Raw genomic sequence first — 15,541 nt, 5'->3', positions numbered from 1 at the left:
TATTTGGCCCGCCCATTTCCAGACAACGGTAAGACTATGACGGCAGAGTGGATTTCAATCGGCCTTTTGGCCCTTCTTGTCCTGATCTTTGTGGCAGATATTGTCGGTAACCGGAAACGAGTACCCCGCCCGAAGCCGGTTCCCCAGCGCAAACCGGAGGTCTCCGAAGGCCCGGCGCCGGCTGAGTCCAAGGCGCCGGCTGCCTCCAAAGAGTCTGCCGAGAAGCCGGAAGCAGCGCCAAAGGCCGAGCCTGAGCCGGAGGCCAGATCTGAGCAACCTGCTGAACCGGCCGAAGCGCCCAAAACAGCGGAGACTGTTTCAGAGCCAGAGCCAGAGCCAGAGCCAGAGCCAGAGCCAGAGCCAGAGCCAGAGCCAGAGCCAGAGCCAGAGCCGCAGCTCAGCGTCTTCGAGCGCATCAAAAAAGGTCTGGGTAAGACCCGCGCCAACCTGACCGGCGGCATGGCCGACCTGTTCTCCGTGGGCAAGAAGATCGATGAAGACCTGATTGAGGAGATCGAAACCACACTGCTGATGGCCGATGTGGGCGTGACCGCCACCACGGAGATCATCGATTCGTTGACCGACAAACTTGAGCGCAACCAGCTCAAGGACGGTGAAGCCCTGCGCAAAGCCTTGCGTGAAGAACTGCAGGGGCTGCTCAAGGGTGTGACCACACCGCTGGAAATCGATACCAGCAAGCAGCCTTACGTGATCCTGATGGTGGGCGTGAACGGTGTTGGCAAGACCACCACGATTGGCAAACTCACCAAAAAATTCCAGAGCGAAGGCAAATCAGTGATGCTGGCGGCGGGCGATACCTTCCGTGCGGCTGCCGTGGAACAGCTGCAGGTCTGGGGTGAGCGTAACGACGTGCCGGTGGTGGCACAGCACACCGGTGCCGACAGTGCCTCGGTCATTTTTGACGCCATCCAATCCGCCAAATCCCGGGGTACGGACATTGTGATTGCCGACACGGCCGGGCGCCTGCAAAACAAAGACAATCTGATGAACGAGTTGGAGAAGGTTGTCCGGGTGATGAAGAAGCTGGACGACTCGGCCCCTCACGAGGTCATGTTGGTACTGGATGCTGGCACGGGGCAGAATGCCCTGAGCCAGGCTCAGGTGTTCCAGCAGGCGGTGGGCGTGTCCGGTATTACCCTGACCAAGCTCGACGGCACCGCCAAGGGCGGCATTGTCTTCGCCATCGCCCGCCAGTTGCAGCTGCCCATTCGCTACATTGGCGTGGGTGAGCAGGTGGACGACCTGCGCAGTTTCGATGCCGAAACCTTCGTGGATGCGCTCTTTGATGAATAACCGGGCCAGTTTCGCCCCTCGGATTTAACGGAAACCCGTTCATGATCGAGTTTCGTCAGGTCACCAAACGCTACGACAGCGACCATACTGCGCTGCGCCAGGTCAGCTTCGAACTGGATCGCGGTGAACTGGCGTTTCTCACCGGCCATTCCGGTGCCGGTAAAAGTACCCTGTTGAAACTGCTCATGGTGATGGAACGGCCGACTGCCGGAGAAGTGGTGGTTGGCGGCCAGCGCCTGAATACCCTGCCCAAGCGCCAGATTCCCTATCTTCGCCGCCACATCGGCGTGGTCTTCCAGAACCATCAGCTGCTGTTTGATCGGACGGTGTTCGACAACGTGGCCATGCCGCTGGAAGTGATGGGCGTATCCCCCACGGACATTGGCCGCCGGGTGCGGGCCGCGCTGGATAAGGTGGGCCTGCTGAAGAAGGAAAAGATGAACCCGATGCAGTTGTCCGGTGGTGAGCAGCAGCGGGTGGGCATTGCCCGTGCGGTGGTCAACAAGCCGCCGCTGCTGCTGGCGGATGAGCCCACCGGTAACCTGGACCCGGAGCTGTCGGCGGACATCATGCATCTATTCACCCAGTTCAGTCAGGTGGGTGTCACCGTGCTGATCGCCAGTCACGATATTGCCCTGATCAATGACATGGGGCGGCGCCGTCTTACGCTGGATCACGGTCGTCTGACCGCCGGCGCAGGTTCCCAGGTCATGCCTGGCGGGAGGGTGTAAGTGGCCACTGACTCTCGCCAGAATGCAGACAGCCAGCGCGGCGCCAGGCAAGGCCGGGGTGCGCCCGCTTCCCCGGTGAAACAGTACCTTGTGCACCAGCGTCGGGTGGCACGGGATTCCGCTCGCCGGCTTTGGCAAACCCCGGTGGCCACAGCGATGACCTGGGCGGTCATGGGGGTTGCCCTGTCGCTGCCGGTAGCCTTGCTGCTGTTGTTGGGGAGTCTTCAGGGCGTCAGCTCGGGTTGGGAAAGCAGCGCCCGTATTACCGCCTATATCGAAATGGGAGTACCGCTGGAAAAGGCCAATGAACTGGTCCTTACCGTGAACGGGTACGGCCGGGTGGCGTCGGTGGAGCTGATTGAGCGTGGGCAGGCATTGTCGGAGTTCCGGGAGTCTTCGGGGTTGGGAGACGTGCTTGATTTTCTGGAGGGCAATCCGCTGCCCCATACGTTACTGATCACCCCGGAGGAGGGGGCTCGCACGGCAAAAGGCGTGCAATCGCTGGCAACCTTTATAGAAGGCATGGACGAGATTGAACGGGTGCAGGTGGACCTGGGCTGGCTCCAGCGCCTGAATGCCATGACTGACATCCTCACCCGGGCGGCCTGGGCGCTGGCCCTGTTGCTGGCGGCGGCGGTGGTGCTGGTGATTGGCAACACGGTACGGTTGGCTATTGAAAGCCGTCGGGATGAAATCCTGGTGGCCAAGCTGGTGGGTGGCACCGATGCCTTTGTTCGTCGGCCGTTCCTGTACACCGGGGCCTGGTTTGGCCTGGGTGGTGGTGTGGTGGCCTGGTTGCTGATTCAGGTGACCTTCTGGTGGCTCAGTGGCCCCATTGAGCGGTTGGCAGGGCTCTATAACAGCGACTTCTCCCTCAACGGTCCGGGGCTTGAAGGCGTTTTTGCGTTGATTGTTATCGCCATGCTGTTAGGCTGGTTGGGTGCCTGGGTCGCGGTCAAGCGTCATATGGATGACATAGACCCGGGCGATATTGCCGGAGGGTGATCCGGACTTCGGCAAAACCGTATTGAAAGATGCGTTGGCGAAAGACTAGCGTGTAAGCATTAAAAGCGTTGGTTCTTGATTCCGCAGATTGTTGATTTAGAACGTTTTACTGGGGATTTCGGGAACTTTTTAACTTCTTGGCGGTCTTATTTTTTGTTGCTATATTTAAGCGCCGTCAGGTTCGGAGGTTAGTGAATGGGTACGAGTTTACAGTTGGCAGACAGGCTGGTCCCGGGTGCGAATCTTGAAGCGTACATCCAGGCAGCAAGCCGTATTCCGGTGCTCTCGGTGGAAGAAGAGCGCGATCTGGGCGAACGGCTTTATTATCAGGGTGACGTAGAGGCCGCCCGTCAGCTGGTGCTCTCTCATCTGAGATTTGTGGTTCACATTGCCCGCAGTTACGCCGGTTATGGCTTGGCTCAGGCGGATCTGATCCAGGAAGGCAATGTCGGCCTGATGAAGGCCGTTAAGCGGTTCAATCCCGAGTACGGCGTGCGGCTGGTGTCGTTCGCGGTGCACTGGATCAAGGCCGAGATCCACGAGTTTATCCTGCGCAACTGGCGCATCGTGAAGGTGGCGACCACCAAGGCCCAGCGCAAGCTGTTCTTCAACCTGCGCAGCCAGAAGAAGCAGCTGAAGTGGCTGAACCACGATGAGCTGCAGGCGGTCGCCGATGACTTGGGTGTGGAGCCCAAGGTGGTCCGTGAAATGGAAGGTCGTCTGGCTTCCCAGGATACGGCTTTCGATGGCCCGCAGGACGATGACGACGACACGGCCTACCAGGCGCCGGCGCATTATCTGGAAGATCGTCGTAGCGATCCGGCGGTGCAGCTGGAGAACGCGGACTGGTCCGAGGACGCCAACGGTCGGCTGATGCAGGCGTTGATGAAGCTGGATGAGCGTAGTCAGGATATTCTTCGGGCACGCTGGTTGTCCGAGGGTAAGGCGACGCTGCATGAGTTGGCTGACAAATATGGCGTGTCGGCTGAGCGGATTCGTCAGCTTGAGAAGAACGCCATGAAGAAGATCAAAATGCAGATGGCCGAGGTTGCCTGATTTCGGGCAGAGCCTCAGGGTCTGAAAACGCCACCGCCGGGTTCCGGTTGGTGGCGTTTTTGTTTGTATAATCGGCATAATCCGCCACAATTCATACCTTTGGGTGGAAGTGCTGGGGTAGGCCTTTCCAAAAAGCGCTCCTGGCGGCCCATCCCTGGGTCGCTTGTCCTCCGCCCCTCAGCGCTAATTGCTCCTGCGTCGCGCTGAGGGTCCTGGGCAGGCCATCCATGGCCAGCCCGTGAAGAGCTTTCGCTCTTCACCCCTGGCTCCGCAAATTTTTGGAAAGGCCTACCCCAACACTTCTTCAAGCTTTTGGAGATAGGCAAACTAATAATGACTTCAAGCACTCCCCATATCGCTTTCCTCGGCATCGGCCTGATGGGCGCACCGATGACCCGTAACCTGCTGGACGCGGGTTTTCCCATGACCTTGTGGAACCGCACCGCCAGTAAATGTGAACCTTTTGCCAGCGAGGCAACCATTGCCTCGACGCCCGCCGAAGCCGTGGCCAACGCGGATGTGGTGATCACTATGCTGGAGAACGGTGACGTGGTGGAGGATGTGCTGGTGGCCCAGGGGGCTATTGAGGCGTTGAAGCCCGGGGCACTGGTGATTGATATGAGCTCGGTGCAGCCATCGGTGGCCCGGCGCCATGCAGAGCTGGCCGCAGAGAAGGAGGCCGGGTATGTGGATGCGCCGGTGTCGGGCGGCACGGTGGGGGCGGCCGAGGCTCGGTTGAGCATCATGGCTGGTGGCGCCGAGGAGGATGTGGAGCGGGCGTTGCCGGTGTTTGAGGCGCTGGGCAAGTGTACGCGTATTGGGCCGGTGGGGGCCGGGCAGTTGGCGAAGCTGGCGAACCAGGCGATTGTGGGGATTACCATTGGCGCGGTGTCCGAGGCGTTGTTGCTGGCGGCCGAGGGCGGTGCGGACCCGGCGGCGGTTCGGGAGGCGTTGATGGGCGGTTTTGCCGGCAGTCGGATTCTGGAGTTGCACGGGCAGCGGATGATTGATCGGGATTTTGCGCCGGGGGCGCCGGCGCGGATTCAGTTGAAGGATTTGCGAATGATCCTGGATGAGGCCCGGGCCGAGGGGCTGACGCTTCCGCTGGCGCAGCAGACGCACAATGCCTATCGGTCGCTGGTGGCCAATGGCCATAGTGAGGTGGACCACAGTGGGTTGTTGCTGGAACTGGAGCACTTGAACGGAACGTTGCTGGGCTCGTCGCTGCCGGCGGCCAAGGGAAAGAAGGAATAAGCCATGCCACGCTTTGCTGCCAATCTTTCAATGCTGTTTACGGAAGTGCCGTTCCTGGAGCGCTTTGCCAAGGCTAGGGAAGCCGGTTTTACCGGGGTGGAGTACCTGTTTCCCTACGAGTGGCCGGCGGAGGAGTTGGCGGAGCGGCTGCAGGCCAATGGTCTGACCCAGGTGCTGTTCAACCTGCCGCCGGGAGACTGGGACGGTGGTGAGCGGGGCATTGCCTGTCTGCCGGGCCGGGAGGACGAGTTCCGGGCCGGGGTGGAGCAGGCGATCCGCTATGCCCGCGCCCTGGCATGCCAGCAGGTGAACTGTTTGGCGGGGTTGCAGCCGGAAGGGCTGGACGGGTTGATTGCCCGGGAAACGCTGGTGGCCAATGTGCGTTATGCGGCGGCCCGGCTGGCGGAGGAGGGCATGACGCTTTGCCTGGAGGCGATCAACTCCCGGGTGGACATGCCGGGTTTCCTGCTGGATACCTCCGACAAGGTAATCGCCGTGATCGAGGAAGTGGGGGCCGGGAATGTGCGCCTGCAGTACGATCTGTATCATATGCAGATTATGGAAGGGGACCTGCTTCGCTCCGTGGAGCGTCTGCTTCCTTGGATTGGCCACATGCAGTTTGCCGACAACCCGGGACGTCACGAACCGGGCACCGGCGAGATCCATTTTGCCAATGTTTTCGCAGGCCTGGACCGACTGGGCTACGATGGATGGATGAGTGCGGAGTACCGCCCCTCAACCACCACGGAAAAGTCCCTGGGCTGGCTTGGGGCGGGGCATAAAGCGTCGTAAACGGCGACAGCCTCTTACAGGATCGTAACTGGCCGGTTTTTTGAGATCTCCGTACCCTGTTGCCATGAATGAAGTTGGCAGTGAACAACACTACTCAGGAGGGCCACCGGTGAAAGCACTGGTAATCGAAGATGATCAGGATGTAGCAAGCTACCTGTTGAAAGGACTTCGTGAATCCGATTTTGTGGTGGACCACGCGGCCGATGGCAAGGAAGGCATGATGATGGCCGCCAGCGAAGACTACGACATCATGATCGTGGATCGCATGCTGCCGGGTATGGATGGGCTGTCCATCATCAAGACGGTCCGGGCCACCGGTAACCAGACGCCCGTGATTATTCTCAGCGCTCTGGGCGATGTGGACGCCCGGGTGGAAGGCCTGCGGGGTGGCGGGGATGACTACCTGACCAAACCTTTCTCCTTTCATGAGTTGCTGGCACGGATTGAATCCCTGATTCGCCGCAACAAACAGACACCTGAGACCGAAACGGTGCTGAAAGTGGCGGATCTGGAAATGGACCTGCTGGCCCGGACGGTCAAGCGGGCGGGTAAGAACATTGATGTCCAGCCCCGGGAATTCCGTTTGCTGGAGTACCTGATGCGTAACGCTGGCCAGGTGGTGACTCGCACCATGCTGCTGGAGAAGGTATGGGATTATCATTTTGACCCCCAGACCAATGTGATTGATGTTCACATCAGCCGTCTGCGGGCGAAGATTGACAAGGAGTTTGATACCCCGCTTCTGCAGACGATCCGGGGCGCGGGATACATGCTGCGTGAAACTGCTTAGTCAGCTTAGAACTTCCTCGTTCCAGCTAGCATTGTTGTACATGGTGGTGTTCGCCACCTCCGTGTTCATTTTGCTGGCCTTCATCTACTGGCGCACCGCCGGTTTCATGACCGCCCAGACCGACGAGACGATCGAAGCGGAAATCGCCGGTCTGGCGGAGCAGTACCGTAGTGGCGGCGTAAACGGGCTTATCACCATCATCCGGGAACGGGTGGCCCGGGATCCGAACGCCAAGTCCATCTACCTGCTCACCACCGACGATTCCCTGAAGCTGGCCGGTAACCTGGAAACCTGGCCGGATGACAGTCGTGCTTCCGAGACTGGCTGGATCAACTTCACACTCAACGAGTCACTGGGCTGGACTGGCCCCGAACGGCTGGCCCGAGCCCGTATTTTTGAGGTGCAGGGTGGCCTTCGGTTGCTGGTGGGCCGTGATGTGGATGACCTGACCAACCTCAAGCGCGTGATAGAAGCCGCGATTAACTGGGGCATGGGTATTACGCTGGCCCTGGCGTTATTGGGCGGCTTTTTGATGAGCCGGAGCACCACCCGTCGTATTGAAGTGATCAACAACACCTCGCGCCGGATCATGAACGGCCATCTTTCCCTGCGCATCCCCACCCGCGGTACCGATGATGATTTTGACCAGCTGGCGGACAACCTGAACCAGATGCTGGACCGCATCGTGTACCTGATGGAGGGTATCCGCCACGTTTCCGACAACATCGCCCACGATTTGCGTACGCCTTTGACGCGTCTGCGTAATCAACTGGAAAGCACCCTGATCACGGTCGACAACGACGAGGCCCGGGAGCATGTGGGCCGCGCGGTGGCTGAAGCGGATCAACTGCTGGCCACATTCAACGCCCTGTTGCGCATCGCCCGGCTGGAAACCCGGGGCAATACCGCTGATATGAAGCTGGTGGCGCTGGATGAGCTGGTGACCGACGCCTGCGAACTCTACGAGGCACTGTCTGAGGATAAGGAGCAGGAGTTCCGGCAGCAGTTGGCGACCGGTGTTCGGATTGAGGGCGACCGGGATCTGCTGTTCCAGATGATCAGCAACCTGATCGATAACGCCATCAAGTACACCCCCGAGCATGGGCTGATTGAAGTAGTGGTGCGTCTGGATGGCAGTGACGCCGTGTTTGAGGTGAAGGATTCGGGCATTGGCGTGCCCGACGATGAAAAAGACCAGGTTTTCCAGCGCTTCTACCGGGTGGGCAAGAGCCGCTCACTGCCGGGTAACGGCCTGGGGCTGAGCCTGGTCAGCGCGGTGGCAGAGATTCATCAGGGCCAGATTCTGCTGAGTGATACCCATCCGGGTGAAGAGAAGCCGGGGCTGACCGTGACGGTACGCCTGCCCGCATACTCCGGCTCCAGGAAACGGATCAAGGCGACCCGACCGGAAACCACCGACGAAAGCGAGAAAGCCTGATCTGAAGCCGGTCTTTCTCGCCTTGAAGTCGCCACTGCCAGGCCAGGGCGAAGGCCGCGATGTTGTGGCGGTTCAAGCGGCTGGTGACCCCCAGGTTATCGAGAGTGAAGCCCAGGGCATCCACGCCCCTCAGTGCCAGCTCCAGCATGTCTTTTTTGTTCATCAGTGGAAGTCTCCGTTCTTGCGAAAACGTAATTCTCAGGCCACGGCGCTGTAATTCCAAGTATGGATAATGAAGTTTGTAGATTCGGAGGCAAGTGGTCAATTCGCTTGCCTCCCACTCCCGCACAGCGCTAGCCTTACCCCGTTACTTACGGGGTTTTTTTATGCCCTCAGAACTCACCTACCTTCAGCGCGCACTATGGATACGAACGTAATTACACCGGCGGGGTATGCCGAGCTCCAGCAGGAACTGGATGATCTCTGGCGGAAGGAGCGGCCGGAAGTGACTAAAAAGGTCCAGTGGGCCGCCAGTTTGGGTGATCGTTCGGAGAACGCGGATTATCAGTACAACAAAAAGCGTCTCCGGGAGATTGATCGCCGGGTCAGGTACCTGCGCAACCGTTTGTCAAAGCTTCGTGTCGTGGAGTACAGCCCCGCTCAGGAGGGCAAAGCCTTCTTTGGTGCGTGGGTGACCCTGGTGGACGAAAACGATGACAGGCTGACGTTTCGGATCGTCGGACCCGATGAGATCTACGGCAAAAAGGACTATGTGTCTGTGCATGCGCCCGTAGTAAAAGCATGCCTGGGTAAAAGCGTCGGGGAAGAAATTGTCGTCAGAACCCCGGATTCATCAAAGGTGTGGGAAATTGACGAGATTGAATACCAGCATGAATGATGATGGGGCGTAATAGGAGGGGCGGCAGAAGCCGCCCCTTTTTTCTGGGTTAGAACTTGAATTTTAGGCCCAAGCGCCCGGTATCGAAATCCGGACCGTCGTTAGTTATCTGGCCATTAAAGTCACTTTCATCAATGTCCACGTTGAAACGGTCATACTGAGCGAACGCCGTGAGGTGTTGAGTGATACGGAAATCAACGCCAGCACCGACGTAAGGATTTACCTCATCGTAAGTTTCGCTCTCATCAAAGGCATCCACGTCGAAGGCGGAGGCGAATGCACCAACCTTACCGTAGATGCCAAAGCTTTGGGTTAACGGCAGGCGGCCAATGGCGCTGAGCCCCGCACCCTTGAGTTGGCCTTCGACCTCGTCATTGCCGAAATCCCCAAAATCGATGTATTCAGCTTCCACTGCGAAGAACTCGCTGAATTGGTAGCCCACGCCGGCACCCAGCAGGTCGTTCTCATCGTCGAATTCCCCACCGTGGGATTTATAGCCACCGTAGCTGCCAGTGATATAGGGGCCAGCCTGGTCCTGCTGCATATTGCTTTGGGCCCAGGCCGCAGGTGCGGCAAACGCAGATGCCGTGATGGCCGTGACAATAGCGAAACGGATTCCTGAATTCATAAGGCATTCCTCCTAGTAAGTTCGGATGTCCTTTTCAGTTCACCTGCAATCGCGGAGTGTGGTGCGATTGCTTACGGACACGGTACTAGGGATTGCCTCGTTCTTGGGTTACCACCGAACTAAGATTTGTTAATAGCCTTGGCGGCACAGAGGATCAGGCAGCCACGGTGTCAGTGGGAGCGGGTTTGTTCAGCACGTCTTCGTAGAAAAAGGTCAGAGCCTGGCTGGCCTGGTTCATTCTCGCTCGGGACAGGCGGATCTTGTCCCGCAGGTAGGCGAGGAACTGTTGCCGGGCTTCGTCGGCCAGTTCGTCCGGGTCTTTCAGGTCGTGAAACAGCACAAAACGACTGATCCAGTGCAGGTAAGTCTGCTGCGTGCGCTGGTTGAACTGGCGTTGGCTAATGGCGGTTTCGACTTCGCGCACCATGCCGGGACGTGACTGATCGAGGGCTTCCGTGATTCCCATGATGAAAACTCTTGTCAATTTTATTGTTGTATTATGGCGCGCAGAATATGACAAACGCTTTACCGTTGCAAAGTCCCCGGGGGCAGACCTTGGGTGTAGGCTTCAGTGGGCTTGATCCGGGTCAAAAGGGGGTGACACAGACCCATCTAGAGTGAGAGGGTGTTAAGTGTGTTCAGGACGCCAAGGGAGAAACCGATTATGTCTCTGGAAAAACACGACCTGCTTCATGAATTGCCGAATTCAAAAGACACCATTCATGAGCTGAAAACCAAAGATAATCACTTTGCCAAGCTGTTTGAGGAATACCACGAGGTAGACCACGAGGTGTATCGCATTGAGAACGGGACCGAGCACGCCTCCGACGAATACCTGGAAGAACGGAAAAAGGTTCGCCTGAACCTCAAGGACCAGCTGTACGCGATGGTTCGTGATTACGAGGCCGCACAGGCCAGCTGATGAACGTGCCCGGGGCCAGCTAGAGAGCGCCCCGGGAAACCGTTGATGGATTGCTAAAAGGCAAAGGACAATGCCGCTTCTCACCCTGGTCAGTCCCGGCTCACGGGCGCTGTCTTCCGCTTTCTTATGGCTTCTTCTCTATGGGTTGTTCCCGCCGGCTAATGCCGCTCAACCGCCGGCAGTGCCACTGGCAAACCGCTATGATCAAAACGTTGATCTGAGCAACTACTGGCTCAGTGAAAAGCTCGATGGTGTGCGCGCCTATTGGGATGGGGAGCGATTGTGGTCCCGCGGTGGTCACCAATACCAGGCACCGGACTGGTTCACCGACCCATTACCCGCCCGCCCCCTTGATGGGGAACTCTGGGCCGGCCGAGGCGAGTTTGCGCGCTTATCCGGCGTTGTCCGCAAAGCCCATCCCGTTGATGCAGAGTGGCGACAGGTCCGTTTTCATGTGTTTGATATGCCCGCCGACGGCGCGCCGTTTTCAGAACGCTACCGGCAGTTGAAGGCGTTGGTGAACGAAGCGGGCTTTGAGCACCTGGTGCTGGTTGTGCAGAAGCCGGTAGGCAGCCATCAGGCCTTGATGGACAAGCTTGACGCCATCGTGGCAAAAGGTGGTGAAGGCTTGATGCTCAAGCGTACCGACAGCCTGTATCAGGCCGGTCGTTCAGACGATCTGCTGAAAGTGAAACGCTACCAGGATGCAGAGGCCAGGGTGGTGGGCCATACGGCAGGCCAGGGGAAATACGCGGGCATGCTTGGAGCGTTGGAGGTCGAGCTGGCGGATGGTCGTGCATTGCGTATCGGCACCGGTTTCAGCGATCAGCAACGTCGCCACCCGCCGGCAGTGGGCAGCACCATTACCTTCCGGTACCGGGGCCTGACGTCCACCGGCCTGCCCAGGTTCGCCAGCTTCCTGAGGATACGCAATGACGAACCCGGGCAGGCTGCGGGTGTTACTGAACCGTCTCCTGCTCACCGAAGCGGTCGGTAAACAGTGCCGATGACAGGTAGCGTTCGGCGGAATCCGGGAGTACCACCACGATATTCTTGCCCTTATATTCCGGCTTCTGGCTGATGCGCACCGCAGCTTCCACGGCGGCGCCACAGGAGATGCCGCAGAGAATACCTTCTTCCTGCATCAGTCGGTGTGCCATGGCCATGGCGTCTTCATTGCTGATGGTCTGCACCTCGTCCACCAGGTCCAGATCCAGGTTTTTCGGCACAAAACCGGCCCCGATGCCCTGAATCTTATGGGGTGAAGGCTGAGGATCTTCCCCACGCAGTACCTGGCTGATCACCGGCGAGTCCGATGGCTCCACCGCCACGCTGGTAATGTCCTTGCCACAGGTCTTCTTGATGTAGCGGGAAACCCCGGTGAGGGTGCCGCCTGTGCCCACGCCGCCGACAAAGATATCGATCTCACCGCCGGTGTCCTTCCAGATTTCCGGACCGGTGGTTTCTTCGTGAATGCGGGGGTTTGCCGGGTTTTCAAACTGCTGGGGCAGGAAGTGATTGTCCGGATCGGCCGCCACCAGTTCCTCGGCCTTGGCAATGGCGCCGGCCATGCCTTTGGCTGGTTCCGTCAGCACCAGTTCAGCGCCCAGGGCTTTCAGGACCTTGCGGCGCTCCAGACTCATGGACGAGGGCATGGTCAGGATCAGTTTGTAGTCCCGCGCCGCTGCCACAAAGGCCAGTGCGATGCCGGTGTTACCACTGGTGGGTTCGACAATGGTCATGCCCGGTTTCAGGACGCCGCGCTGTTCAGCGTCCCAGATCATGGCGGCGCCAATGCGGCATTTTACCGAATAAGCCGGGTTGCGGCCTTCGATCTTGGCCCAGATGGTGGCGCCATTGTTTACCCGGTTCAGTCGGACCAGAGGCGTGTTACCAATGGACAGAGAGTTGTCATCGTAGATCCGCTTCATGTTCGGCTCCTTCAGTGATTGGTTGTGTGATGCTGCCCGCCATTGGCCTGAACGGTCTCAAGCCGGTTCCGACCATTGTGTTTGGCCCGATACAGGGCCTGGTCTGCCAGCCGCAGGAATCGGGCCGGGGAACTGTCGGGGCCGGGCAATCCATAAGCCAGGCCAATGCTGACGGTCAGGTGTATGCAATCTTCCTGATCCTTATGATGATAGCTGGCCACGGCCTGGCGGTAACTTTCAAGGCGATTGATGATCTCGGGCAGGCTGCGGTAACTGGTGAAAATCACAAACTCCTCGCCGCCAAAGCGCGCCAGCCGGTCTGTGTCGCGCCGGAAATGCTCACGCATGAGAGCCGTCAGGGCTTTCAGACATTGGTCGCCAACTTCGTGGCCGCGGCTGTCGTTGATCTTTTTGAACAGGTCGGCGTCAACCATGGCAACGGCAAAGCCCTGCTGGTGTCGCTGGCACCACTGGAAGCTCTTGGGAAACTCGCGGTCGAAGAATGTGCGGTTGCCCAGCCCGGTCAGGTTATCGGTAACGCTCAGGTAGGAGAGTGCCTCGTTGGCCGTGGCCAGCTCGCGGTTCAGGTGGCCAAGCTTCCGATTCCAGTAGAACAGCAGGGTGGTGATCACCAGGCCAGCGAGGAGAATCTGCCAGAGCAAGGTATAGTCAACCTGCTCCTTGATCTCCACATTGCGCCAGGTTCGCTCAAGCTGGTCCCGCTCTTCGGCCGTCATGCTGGTCACCAGTTGCTGCATGATCCCTTGCAGGATTGGCTCATCGTTCCGCGTGGCAACAGACAGTGACCAGTCAGCTGGTACCCGGCCAATCACTTTGAGATCGGCCAGTCCCATGGACTGCATATAATAGCTGGCTGTAGCCAGGGTGGTGATGTAGCCGGCCAGGTCACCGTTTTGCAGTTGCCTCAAGCCTTCCTGCTCAGAGTTTACCGTCACCAGGTTCAACGAGGGATTCCGCCTTTCCAGGAGTTCGGCAAAGGCATAGCCTTCAACAATACCTACGGGCTCCTCTCCCAGGTCGCTCAGCCTCTGGATGAAAGGGGCACTGATGCGGCCGACAACCACATTGGGCACTTCCAGGTAGGGGGATGTGAAGTCCATATAAGCCAGCCGGTTAGGGGTCTGCATGGCGAGGGGGAACATGTCGCAACGCCGGCTTTTGGCCGCCTCGACAGCCTCTGGCCAGCTGTCGGTCTCTACCAGCCGGAAGCTCAGCTCGCCACGCTTGCTGAACAGCGCGAGGGCGTCTGAGGCCAAACCAACGTGCTTGCCGTCCCGAATGCCTTCCAATGGCATCCAGGCCGGGTCGGCACAAAAGGTGATTTCCCGGTTTCGCTGGTCCAGCCAGCGTTGTTGTTCTTTGGTCCACTCAAAGTCCGGGGCCGATTTGTCCAGGTAGGGGAGACTGGCGCCCAGCCAGCGGTTTTCAATGACCTGTTCTTCGGTGGGGGTGATGCTGGCCAGGCCCTGGTTGAGGATGTCCGCCAGGGGCGACAGGGAGGGGCGCACGCCAAAGCGGAGATCTTCGCCGGCCATGCCGGGTAGCTTGAACTCGCCGGCAATCCGGGCGCCACTGATGCCCAGTTGCCGGATCCAGTAGTTGCCCGAATGCAGGGCGGTGATGACAGCATCGACATCGCCTTCTCTCAAGGCCTGCATCATGGATTGCTGCGAGTCGTAAGCGTAGATGCCGGAATCGCCCAGAATCTCTCGTACCGTGTCTTCGTAGTAGATGCCTGAGCCCAGGGCCACCCGGTATTCTTTGAGATCTTTAACGTCGGAGTAGTTCAGGGTGTCGTCCAGCGTGAAGACCACGTTGGGAATGACATGATACGGCCGGGTGAAGCGGGCAAAGGTTTCCCGTTCGGGGCGATAGGACATATTGGCCAGGATGTCGATCTCGCCGTGCTTGAGCATGTCAATCAACTCGGTCCATTGTGCCTGGACCGGGATAACCTGAATGCCGGTCAGGTCGGCCAGGCGGTTCATGACATCAACACTGAGGCCCAGAACCCGTCCGCCGTCAGCGAAACTGAAGGGCGCGTAGTCTTCCATGAATCCCACCCGCAAGGGCCCCAGGCCGGACAGGTACTGTTGTTGCCGCGCAGTGATTGGCAGGTTGCCCATGGTGGTTACCTGGGTTCCGCCGAATTCCTGCCAGCGTTGCAGAAGATTGTCGATGCGGGTTTGGGGAATGGCATCCAGAGCCTGCTGGATTTCCTGTAACAGTTCTGGGTTGCCGACGCGTACGCCAATGCGGAAATCCTCTTCCGAGTAGCGGTCCAGTGGGGCGGGACCATTGAGTTCCAGGAAGCGAAAGCCACTCTTGTTGGCCAGATAGTCCAGGGTCAGCCGGGGGCCTTTGAGGTCTGAAAGGCTCTGGACCGTCGGCAGGGGGCGCTCGCTGTCCTGCATCAGATAGATTTCGCGGGTGTGATAAGGGGTGGTGAACAGGATCTTCTCGGCCCGGTCCGGACGCCAGGAGATGCCGTCGATGGCATCCAGGTCGCCGCGCAGGAAGGCTGCGTAGATGTCTGGCCAGCTCCCGGCCCGGAAATCAAAACGCAGGTTGCTGTGCTTCTCGACCAGCCTCAGGACATCGATGGAAAAACCAGTGGGTTGGCGGCCCTCAAAAAAGGTGTAAGGTTCGTTATCGGCGACCACGCCAATGGTGACCACGTGGGGCGCCTCTTGCTGTACCTCAGCCTGTGCCGGAAGGGCAAGAATCGCAGTAAAGGCGACCATAACAGCCAGAAGCAGGCCGACTATGGTGCTTAACTGGCGATCTGGAGTGGGCTGACTGAGTGGCAAAGTGACGTTTC

General features: G+C 58.9%; 16 protein-coding genes. 11 read left to right on the top strand and 5 right to left on the bottom strand.

Going from position 1 to position 15,541, the window contains the following annotated elements:
• Positions 1-36 precede the first annotated feature (36 nt).
• From ftsY to BY454_RS07015, 8 genes are all read left to right on the top strand, one after another.
• Positions 37-1,314: a signal recognition particle-docking protein FtsY gene (gene ftsY, locus BY454_RS07050; protein WP_104415455.1), complete on the top strand. Its 1,278-nt coding sequence runs from the start codon at positions 37-39 to the stop codon at positions 1,312-1,314.
• 41 nt (positions 1,315-1,355) lie between these two features.
• Entirely contained in the window at positions 1,356-2,045 is a 690-nt protein-coding gene (gene ftsE, locus BY454_RS07045) for a cell division ATP-binding protein FtsE (RefSeq protein ID WP_104415456.1), read from the top strand.
• Entirely contained in the window at positions 2,046-3,050 is a 1,005-nt protein-coding gene (ftsX, locus tag BY454_RS07040; RefSeq protein ID WP_104415457.1) for a permease-like cell division protein FtsX, read from the top strand.
• 195 nt (positions 3,051-3,245) lie between these two features.
• Positions 3,246-4,106: an RNA polymerase sigma factor RpoH gene (gene rpoH / locus BY454_RS07035; RefSeq protein ID WP_104415458.1), complete on the top strand. Its 861-nt coding sequence runs from the start codon at positions 3,246-3,248 to the stop codon at positions 4,104-4,106.
• A 333-nt stretch (positions 4,107-4,439) separates the two neighbouring features.
• Positions 4,440-5,360: an NAD(P)-dependent oxidoreductase gene (locus BY454_RS07030; protein WP_104415459.1), complete on the top strand. Its 921-nt coding sequence runs from the start codon at positions 4,440-4,442 to the stop codon at positions 5,358-5,360.
• 3 nt (positions 5,361-5,363) lie between these two features.
• Entirely contained in the window at positions 5,364-6,152 is a 789-nt protein-coding gene (gene hyi / locus BY454_RS07025; protein ID WP_104415460.1) for a hydroxypyruvate isomerase, read from the top strand.
• Between the two features lie 109 nt (positions 6,153-6,261).
• Positions 6,262-6,942, top strand: coding sequence for a winged helix-turn-helix domain-containing protein (locus BY454_RS07020; RefSeq protein ID WP_091706375.1), 681 nt, complete (start codon positions 6,262-6,264; stop codon positions 6,940-6,942).
• On the top strand, positions 6,929-8,380 hold the full coding sequence (locus BY454_RS07015) for a sensor histidine kinase (protein ID WP_104415461.1): 1,452 nt from the start codon (positions 6,929-6,931) through the stop codon (positions 8,378-8,380). Before BY454_RS07020 ends, BY454_RS07015 begins: the two co-directional genes overlap by 14 nt.
• On the opposite strand, the gene BY454_RS07010 is transcribed toward BY454_RS07015, so the two are convergent.
• Entirely contained in the window at positions 8,334-8,543 is a 210-nt protein-coding gene (locus BY454_RS07010) for a hypothetical protein (protein WP_104415462.1), read from the bottom strand. The genes BY454_RS07015 and BY454_RS07010 overlap by 47 nt on opposite strands.
• Positions 8,544-8,741: 198 nt before the next feature.
• On the opposite strand from BY454_RS07010, the gene greB reads away from it, so the two are divergent.
• Positions 8,742-9,218 carry a transcription elongation factor GreB gene (gene greB / locus BY454_RS07005; protein ID WP_104415463.1) on the top strand — a complete coding sequence of 159 codons (477 nt, stop codon included), beginning with the start codon at positions 8,742-8,744 and terminating at the stop codon, positions 9,216-9,218.
• 49 nt (positions 9,219-9,267) lie between these two features.
• On the opposite strand, the gene BY454_RS07000 is transcribed toward greB, so the two are convergent.
• Together BY454_RS07000 and BY454_RS06995 are read right to left on the bottom strand one after the other, a co-directional pair.
• Positions 9,268-9,846 (bottom strand): porin family protein, encoded by a 579-nt coding sequence (locus BY454_RS07000; protein WP_104415464.1) that lies wholly within the window; start codon positions 9,844-9,846, stop codon positions 9,268-9,270.
• A gap of 154 nt (positions 9,847-10,000) precedes the next feature.
• The gene (locus BY454_RS06995) at positions 10,001-10,312 is read right to left on the bottom strand and encodes a site-specific integrase (protein WP_104415465.1); all 312 of its coding nucleotides are present in this window, start codon (positions 10,310-10,312) and stop codon (positions 10,001-10,003) included.
• Between the two features lie 198 nt (positions 10,313-10,510).
• On the opposite strand from BY454_RS06995, the gene BY454_RS06990 reads away from it, so the two are divergent.
• On the top strand, positions 10,511-10,768 hold the full coding sequence (locus tag BY454_RS06990) for a YdcH family protein (protein WP_104415466.1): 258 nt from the start codon (positions 10,511-10,513) through the stop codon (positions 10,766-10,768).
• 70 nt (positions 10,769-10,838) lie between these two features.
• Entirely contained in the window at positions 10,839-11,765 is a 927-nt protein-coding gene (locus BY454_RS06985; RefSeq protein ID WP_104415467.1) for a DNA ligase, read from the top strand.
• Here the strand turns inward: BY454_RS06985 and cysK are convergent.
• Both cysK and BY454_RS06975 read right to left on the bottom strand, forming a co-directional pair.
• Positions 11,728-12,699: a cysteine synthase A gene (gene cysK / locus BY454_RS06980; protein ID WP_104415468.1), complete on the bottom strand. Its 972-nt coding sequence runs from the start codon at positions 12,697-12,699 to the stop codon at positions 11,728-11,730. The two genes, BY454_RS06985 and cysK, sit on opposite strands and share 38 nt — an antisense overlap.
• An 11-nt stretch (positions 12,700-12,710) precedes the next feature.
• A complete protein-coding gene (locus BY454_RS06975) occupies positions 12,711-15,530 on the bottom strand; it encodes a transporter substrate-binding domain-containing protein (protein ID WP_258075589.1) in 2,820 nt (939 codons plus the stop codon).
• Positions 15,531-15,541 lie beyond the last annotated feature (11 nt).

It is taken from the genome of Marinobacter persicus, from assembly GCF_002934325.1.
GTDB lineage: Bacteria > Pseudomonadota > Gammaproteobacteria > Pseudomonadales > Oleiphilaceae > Marinobacter > Marinobacter persicus_A.
This window is presented reverse-complemented; position numbering and strand designations above follow the sequence as displayed.